The organism is Nonomuraea monospora (assembly GCF_039531895.1).
Taxonomy (GTDB): Bacteria; Actinomycetota; Actinomycetes; order Streptosporangiales; family Streptosporangiaceae; genus Nonomuraea; species Nonomuraea monospora.
This window is the reverse complement of the sequence record NZ_BAAAQX010000022.1, coordinates 200,066-207,151: the sequence shown is the minus strand read 5'-3', so window position 1 is coordinate 207,151 and position 7,086 is coordinate 200,066. Positions and strand designations below refer to the sequence as shown.

The window sequence follows — 7,086 nt, the reverse complement described above, 5'->3', positions numbered from 1 at the left end:
TCGGCAACCTGTACCTGACGGAGAAGCGCGGCGGCGGCGAGTTCGACGAGGAGGACGAGGCCGTCGTGATCGCGCTGGCCACCGCCGCCGGCGTCGCCGTGGAGAACGCCCGCCTCTACGAGGAGTCACGTGGCCGCGAGACGTGGTTGCAGGCCTCGTCCGAGGTGACCACGAGCCTGCTGTCCGGCGCGGACCCGCGCGAGGTGCTGTCGGTGGTGGCCGCCCGCGCCCGAGAGATGAGCGACGCCGACCTGGTCCAGGTGCTGCTGCCCGACGCGAGCGGGCAGGCGCTGGTCGTGGAGGTGGCCGAGGGTGAGGACGCGGAGGGCATGCTGGGCACCACGATCGACCTGACGACCACCCTCGCCGGCGAGGTCTTCACCCACGCGGAGTCGCGGTCCAACCCCGACATGAAGAGCGCCCCCTACCCCGGCTCGCCCCTGCGGCGCCTCGGCTACGGCCCGGGGCTGTTCGTCCCGCTGGGCACCGCCCCGGCCGTGCGCGGGGTGCTGGCGCTGGCCAAACGCAGCGGACGGCTGCCGTTCAGCAGCGCGAACCAGCACATGCTGCAGGCGTTCGCCGGTCAGGCGGCCATCGCGCTGGAGCTGGCCGAGGCCCGGCGCGACGCCGAACGCCTCGGCCTGCTGGAGGACCGCGACCGCATCGCCAAGGACCTGCACGACGTCGTCATCCAGCGGCTGTTCGCGACCGCGATGACGCTGATGAGCACGGTGCGGCTGGTCGATCACCCGGAGGCGTCGAAGCGGCTGCAGCACGCGATCGACGAGCTGGACGGGACGATCCGGCAGATCCGCTCGTCGATCTTCGCGTTGCAGGGGCCGGTGGGCGAGGTCGCGCCGGGGCTGCGGGGCCAGATCGTCGAGCTGGTGGAGGGCGCGGGCAGCCACCTGGGGTTCATGCCGGGGCTGCGGATGGAGGGCCAGATCGACACGCTGGTGACCGAGCCCGCCGCCGAGCAGCTCGTGGCGGTGTTGCGGGAGGCGCTGTCCAACGTGGTCCGCCACTCCCACGCGACGCGCGCGGAGGTGTCCGTCGAGGTGGCGGGCGGCGGGCTCACCCTGGTCGTCTCGGACGACGGCGTCGGCGTGGGAGAGGCAGGCCGCCGCAGCGGCCTGCGCAACATCGAGGAGCGGGCGGGACGGTTGGGCGGCACCACGGAGGTGGAGTCGCCCGAGGAGGGCGGGACGCGGCTGCGCTGGCAGATCCCCGTGTGAGTTTTTTCAGACGGTCCCGTGCAGCCGGCGCGCCTCCTGAAGCACCAGGCTGGACCCCTTGCGCCCGGCCAGCTCCGCCAGCCCGGGAACCTCCCCCCGCGCCCCCGCCAGGATCGCGGCCCGCACCGCGACGGTCAGGAACTCGCCCAGCCCGCCGCGCGGCCTCTCGCCGGCCTTCGGCAGGAGCGGCGGCAAAGCCGTCGTGAACGCCTGCCACACCTCGGCGTGTGCCCCGTCGTCGACCAGGTCGGCGAGGGAGGCGGTGATGCGCTTGAGCGACAGGTCGCCGTCCTGGATCAGCTTCGCGATCGCCCAGCCGAAGTCGCCGGCCGGGAACTGCCCGCGCACCGCCAGCACGGCCAGCGCCTGCGCGGCGGCGGCGCGCTGGGCGGGACGGGGGTGGCCCAGGAAGGCGGTGATGGCGAGCGCGGTCGCCCGGCCCGCCGGGCCGTCGCCGTGCGCCAGGGTCACGACGGCCTCCGCGCGGGCGTCGCTGCGCTCGCTGAGCCACGACAGGCACTTCACGAGATACTTGGCCACGACGTTGCGATGGGACGGCATGATCGTCGGCCACCACACGATCTCCTCCGGGTAGGAGCAGCGCGCGCTGTCGAACCGTACCGAGCCCAGCTCGCTCAGCCAGCCGGGCAGGCCCGGCTCGTTGCGCACGGCCGGGTCGGGCGGGCCTGGTTCGTTCCGCACCGCCGGGTCGGGCAGGCCTGACTCCTTTCGCACCGCTGGGCCGGGCAGGTTGCCGTCGCGCAGCCAGCGGGCCAGCCGCCGCCCGGCCTCGGTCGGCAGCTTCTCCGCCCGTACGACCAGAGCCTCGTCCACCTCGCGCGGCAGCCGGAGCAGCGCCTGCCAGAAGTCGGCGTCGAGCGGCTCGGCGTCGCCCAGGCGTTCCATGCGGTCGAGCAGGGTCGCGGGATCGACGTGCCCGGTGGCGGCGGTCGGGGTGGCCAGCAGCACGGGGATCGTCTCCTCCCGCTCGAACAGGTGGATGATCTCCCGCAGGCGACGCAGGACGATCTCCTGGGGCAGCACCTCGCGCTGCTGGTAGGCCTCCTGACGTTCGGCCATCGCCGAGGTCAGGCGGCGGCTGTAATCCGGGTAGACCAGCGCCAGGACGCAGCGCTGCAGCAGGTCGCGGGTGGTGCGGTCGTTGCTCGGATAGGCGTGGCCCATGGGGTTGTCGGGGTGACCGTAGTATCCGTGCCAGCGGGGCGCCAGCAGCGTCACGACGGCCTCCCGGTCGCGGTGGCTCAGCTCCACCAGACCGGCCATGATCCGCTCGTACTGGTGAGGCTCCTCCGGCCAGCGCAACTCGAGCATCTCGGCGGCCAGCTCCGCCGCCGACGCCAGAGGCGGGGCGAGCCGGGGCAGCGGGGGCGCGGTGAGCGTCCCGACGGACGGCGGCTTCGGCGGCGCCACGTCCGCCAGCGGGCCGTAGGCGGTGGCCAGGCGTTCGCGGGCCTCCTCAGGCAGGCGGGCGGCCGCCTCGCGGACGGCGTCCCTGGCGGTCTCGTCCGCGTGCGGGGCCAGCTTGACCGCTAGCCGCACCGCGCGGTCGCGCAGCGTTGGCAGGTCCGCTTCGAGCACCTGCGCCAGCGCCGCCACCGCCGTTCCGCCTCTGGACGGGGGCGCCGCCCCGAGCCACCGCACGGCCGCCGTGACGTACTTCTTCTCCGGCCGGAACACCAGCGCGCCGATCGCCTCCGCGAACAGCTCGTCGTCCAGCGCCCCGGCGGCCTCGGCGCGGCGCAGCTCGTCCAGGGCGAGCTGCACGAACGGCGAGGCTCCTGACGGGAGCAGGCGCACGAAGTCGAGCACCGGGATCTCCGCCACCGAAGTCTCCAGGAGCCGCCACAACGTGACGAACGGCGCGGTCCCGGCCGCCTCGCCACCGGCCATGAACCGGCTCGCGCAACCGGCGACCAGCGCCTCACGCGACACCCGCCCCGCCGCGGCCAGCGCCACCAGTTCGCCGATGATGCTCAGGCACGTCCCGGCCGCCAAGCCACCGCCTGTCCGGTCGCGCGCCGAGTCGTCCGCTAGGTCGCCCAGTCGGTCGCGCGCCGTGCCGTCCGGGCGGTCGCCCGTCCGGTCGCGCGCCGTGCCGCTCAGCCAGCCGTCGTCCGGCCGGTTGATTGCCGTGCCGACCGGCCAGCCGTCGTCCGGCCGGTCGTTTGCCGTGCCGCCCGGCCGGTCATGCGCCGAGCCGTCCGGTCGGCCGCTCAGCCGGGTCGCCTCCAGTTGCTGCCGTCGGCTCCCCTCCTCGTCGGCGATCAGCGCCTCGGCCACGCCCTGGGCCGTGAACAGCCGGGGCAGCAGCCGATCGAGCAGCGGATCGTCACCGAGAACGGGCCGACCCCCGTTCTGCCGGTGCCGCGCCGCCACCCGCCACGCCCAGCAGGCCACGAACCCGTCGCTCTCCGGCGGCTCGATCCCGGTCTCGACCACCAGGGCGGCGGCCAGCTCCCACCCGGGCGCATCTTGCAACCGCATCCACTCCGGGCCCGCCGGTGGCCGCACCCGCCGCACCAGCCGCGCGGCCAGGTCGCGCCGCCACGCCTCCGGACGGTGCCGCAGCACCGACATGACCAGCGCGGCATCGGCCGCCGGGTCGCGCACCTCGCGCAGCTCGCGCCTGCTCAACCAGGCGGCCACCTGCGCCGCCCCGCTCATGCACGCGGCTCCGGCGAGCCGGTAGCCGGTGGCCCGCTCGCCGAGCCGTTCCCTGATCTGCCAGCGGGAGGTGCCGTCCAGCCGGGAGGTCAGGTGGCCGGGCACCTGTGCGGCCACGGCCCGCCGGTCGGCGTCGCTCAGGCCGGTCAGGTACTCGGCCAGGTCTGCCTCGTTCCGGGAGCTGATGCGGCGGCGTACCTCGTCCCACGGGTTCACGCGACCGCCACCTCGCTGTCGGAGCAGGTGGGGAGGGGGTGCGCGGGTAAAGAAACGATCATGGGCGGCAGCCTACTGGCGAGCACCGACGTTTATGCGAGTGTTTGCCGGTGCGGGGCAAACACTCCTTGGCGGGCTCTTCGTGCCGCCGTGACTCCCCGCCCCAGTCATTGCGGCGATCCTAAAGACGTCCGGCATATCCGAACATCGGGGGATATCTGATGGTCACGCTCGCCGCCCTGCTCCTGGCAAGCACACTCGCCGCGACGAACTCCGCACCCTCTCCGGCCGCCGCCGCGCGGCAATTCTCCTGCGGAACCTCCTCCGGCGGCCTGGACATCGTCGCCACCAGCACCAAGGACCAGGCCGCCGCCTGCTCCACCGCCGCGCAGGTGGCCCACGGCTGGCACCAGCAGGTCGGCCCGTCCGACGGTCAGGTGCCCTTCACCGTCGCAGCGGGCGGGTCCGCCTGGGACTGCCAGGAGACCGTCGTGGACTTCGGCGAGGTCAACGGGCACGGGCAGTGCGTCAAGTCAGGGGATCCGAAGGAGACGATGAAGCTCTTCTCGTGAGCTTCGTAAGTCATGCGGTGCCGCTTTCCGCGCCGCCGCCCGTCTCGCGCAGGTCAGCGAGGCTCAGGCCGAGCGTCTCCAGCAGGTCGGTCAGCTCGTGCAACTGGTAGTAGCCCGGCAACCTGCCCACGGCCGCCCCGCGCCGGGTCACCAGGTACCACACCTCGCCCGGCCGCACGTCAGGAGCGATCATGCGGACGAAGATCCAGTGCGGGTTGCCAGGAACGACGTCCACCGGCTGGATGCGCAGGCCGCCCGGAGCCTCGAAGTAGCGCGACACGGGTCATTCCGGTGGCGAGAAGCGCGGCTGACCGGCCAGCTTGATCTCGCGCAGGTCGTCGTCGGCCTGCTCGGTCGCGGTGTGGAGCTTGCGGACGGCCACGCGCAGCTCGTCGAGCGTCAGGCCGTCGTCGAGGGCGCCGAAGGCCTCCCTGACGGGCGTCAGCGCTGCCTCTATCGCCTCGTGCTGCTCATCCATGAGCCGACGTTACGTCACGACGCCCTGTTCGTCACCTGACGCACCGGGCTCGGCGACGCTGATCGACCAGCCGTGCGGGGCGACGGCGCCGCGCAGCTCGCGTGAGGCGGCGTCGCAGTCCAGCACCACGGCGGCGGGATCGGTGGGCAGCTCGACGTCGTCGAGGTTGAGTGCGAGGTCGAGCGCGGCACCGTCCGCTTCGAGCGTGATGACGTACTGCCGGTTGCGCAACACCCGGGCGCGGCTGCGGGCGCGGTGCAGCCACGGGTGGCGGCGGCGCAACCCGAGAAGCCGCCGGTACAGGTCAAAGACCTCCGCGCCGGACGGCGGGTGTGGCGTGCCGGAGGGCGAAGGCGGCAGACCGGAGGGCGGGTGAGGGGTGCTGGAGGGCGAGGGCGGCGGGTCGGTGGGTGGGTGTGGGGGGAACTCGGGCCGGATGGCGTCGTCGCCGCCCAGCCGTTCCTCCTTGACGGCGCGGAAGCCGAACTCGTCGCCCGCGTAGACGGTGGGCGTGCCGCCGAGCACCGCGAGGAGGGCGACGGCGTGCGGCAGGTGGCGAGGGTCGGTGATGCGGCTGGCGATGCGGGTCACGTCGTGGTTGCCGACGAAGGTGGCGGGCGCGAAGGTGGCGAGCATGGCGTTGTGCCGCTGCAGCGCCCAGTCCAGCTCGAAGAAGTTCCCGTCCTCGATGCTCGACCAGACGGCCTTCCACAGCTCGTACTGGGTGACGGTGTCGGCGGTGCTCTCCGCGACGAACGCGGCGTAGTCGCCGTGGATGACCTCGGCCTCGAACCAGGCGTCCGGATGGCTGCGCCGCACCTGCGTCAGGACGTCCGCCCAGAATGCGGTGGGAACGCTGTAGGCGGCGTCGAGACGCCACGCGTCGGCGCCCCGGTCGAGCCAGTGCCGCATGACCTTGACCACGTAGGCCCGCACGGCCGGCTCGTCGTGGTCGAGCGTGACGAGCTGGTCGTGCCCCTCGAACGTGCCGAGCGCGACCTGCCCCCGCCCGTCCGAGACCTGGCGGAACCAGCGTGCCCCGTCGCCGCCGGGGCCCTGCCGCAGCGCGTCCTGGACGAGGGGGTGGTGGCGGCTGAGGTGGTTGAAGACGCCGTCGAGCTGGAGCCGCAGGCCCCGTTCCTTGGCCGCGTCGGCGAGCCGGTCGAAGTCGGAGTCGTCGCCGAGGCGCGGGTCGATGGCGAAGTGGTCGAGGGTGTCGTACCCGTGGCTGCTGGAGGCGAAGATCGGGCCGAGCGCGACGCCCGAGGCGCCGAGTGTCACGGCGTGGTCCAGCCAGTCGATCACCCGCAGCAGGCGGTGCTCGCCGGGGCGGGCGGGGCCTGCTGGCGGTTCGGGGAAGGCGCCGACGAAGCCCAGCGGGTAGATCCGCCACCAGATCATGTGCCCGGCCCAGCGCGGCTCAGGCCTTTCCGGCCGCTCCGATCCGGGCCGGTGCGGCTCAGGCGTCACCGGCTGCTCCGATCCGGTCGAGGAGAGGGGCGGTGTCGGAGAGGAGGCGCAGCTCGTCCGGGCTGAAGTCGTGGAGGGCGGCGGTCAGCCAGCGGTCGCGCAGCGCCATGTCGTGCTCGAACGCGGCCCGCCCCGCAGGGGTGAGCCGCAACCGGCTGCGGCGGCCGTCGCCGGGGTCGGCGATCCGCTCGATCAGGCCGTCCCTGGCTAGTTCGGCGAAGACGCGGGTAAGGGACTGCGGGTGCTGGCGGGCGTCCCGGCTGATCCTGGACGGGGAGCTGTCGCCTTCGCGGGCGAGGTGGCTGAGCACCGCGATCTTGTTGTTGCTGAGCGCCGACCGGTCGCGGTCCACGCGCAGGCGGCGGGCGAGCCGCAGCACGGCGGCGCGCAGCCGCGGCGCGACCGCCTCCGCAGTCGGTCCCTGATCCAT

The 7,086-nt window shown here is 73.6% G+C and carries 7 protein-coding genes; 2 read left to right on the top strand and 5 right to left on the bottom strand.

Annotated features, from left to right (window positions below):
* On the top strand, positions 1 to 1,235 hold a 1,235-nt coding region (locus ABD331_RS36085; RefSeq protein WP_344485145.1), incomplete at its 5' end, for a sensor histidine kinase.
* A 6-nt stretch (positions 1,236 to 1,241) separates the two neighbouring features.
* Here the strand turns inward: ABD331_RS36085 and ABD331_RS36080 are convergent.
* A complete protein-coding gene (locus tag ABD331_RS36080) occupies positions 1,242 to 4,136 on the bottom strand; it encodes a DUF7824 domain-containing protein (protein ID WP_344485143.1) in 2,895 nt (964 codons plus the stop codon).
* A gap of 221 nt (positions 4,137 to 4,357) precedes the next feature.
* Between ABD331_RS36080 and ABD331_RS36075 the strand changes: the two genes are divergently transcribed.
* Positions 4,358 to 4,708 (top strand): hypothetical protein, encoded by a 351-nt coding sequence (locus tag ABD331_RS36075; RefSeq protein WP_344485141.1) that lies wholly within the window; start codon positions 4,358 to 4,360, stop codon positions 4,706 to 4,708.
* A 10-nt stretch (positions 4,709 to 4,718) separates the two neighbouring features.
* Here ABD331_RS36075 and ABD331_RS36070 read toward each other — a convergent pair whose 3' ends face one another.
* From ABD331_RS36070 to ABD331_RS36055, 4 genes are read right to left on the bottom strand one after another with little or no spacing between them, the layout of a single operon-like run.
* Positions 4,719 to 4,988 (bottom strand): hypothetical protein, encoded by a 270-nt coding sequence (locus ABD331_RS36070; protein ID WP_344485139.1) that lies wholly within the window; start codon positions 4,986 to 4,988, stop codon positions 4,719 to 4,721.
* Positions 4,989 to 4,991: 3 nt separating this feature from the next.
* Complete coding sequence (locus ABD331_RS36065; protein WP_148442664.1) at positions 4,992 to 5,186, bottom strand: hypothetical protein; 195 nt, start codon at positions 5,184 to 5,186, stop codon at positions 4,992 to 4,994.
* Between the two features lie 9 nt (positions 5,187 to 5,195).
* Positions 5,196 to 6,656, bottom strand: coding sequence for an alpha-amylase family glycosyl hydrolase (locus ABD331_RS36060; protein ID WP_344485134.1), 1,461 nt, complete (start codon positions 6,654 to 6,656; stop codon positions 5,196 to 5,198).
* Entirely contained in the window at positions 6,646 to 7,086 is a 441-nt protein-coding gene (locus ABD331_RS36055; RefSeq protein ID WP_344485132.1) for a MarR family winged helix-turn-helix transcriptional regulator, read from the bottom strand. Before ABD331_RS36055 ends, ABD331_RS36060 begins: the two co-directional genes overlap by 11 nt.

What these genes read in the sequence shown, in the direction of transcription:
- ABD331_RS36065 (WP_148442664.1), bottom strand. Translation starts at nt 5,186, where the DNA reads ATGGATGAGCAGCACGAGGCGATAGAGGCAGCGCTGACGCCCGTCAGG.
- ABD331_RS36075 (WP_344485141.1), top strand. Translation starts at nt 4,358, where the DNA reads ATGGTCACGCTCGCCGCCCTGCTCCTGGCAAGCACACTCGCCGCGACG.
- ABD331_RS36055 (WP_344485132.1), bottom strand. Translation starts at nt 7,086, where the DNA reads ATGGATCAGGGACCGACTGCGGAGGCGGTCGCGCCGCGGCTGCGCGCC.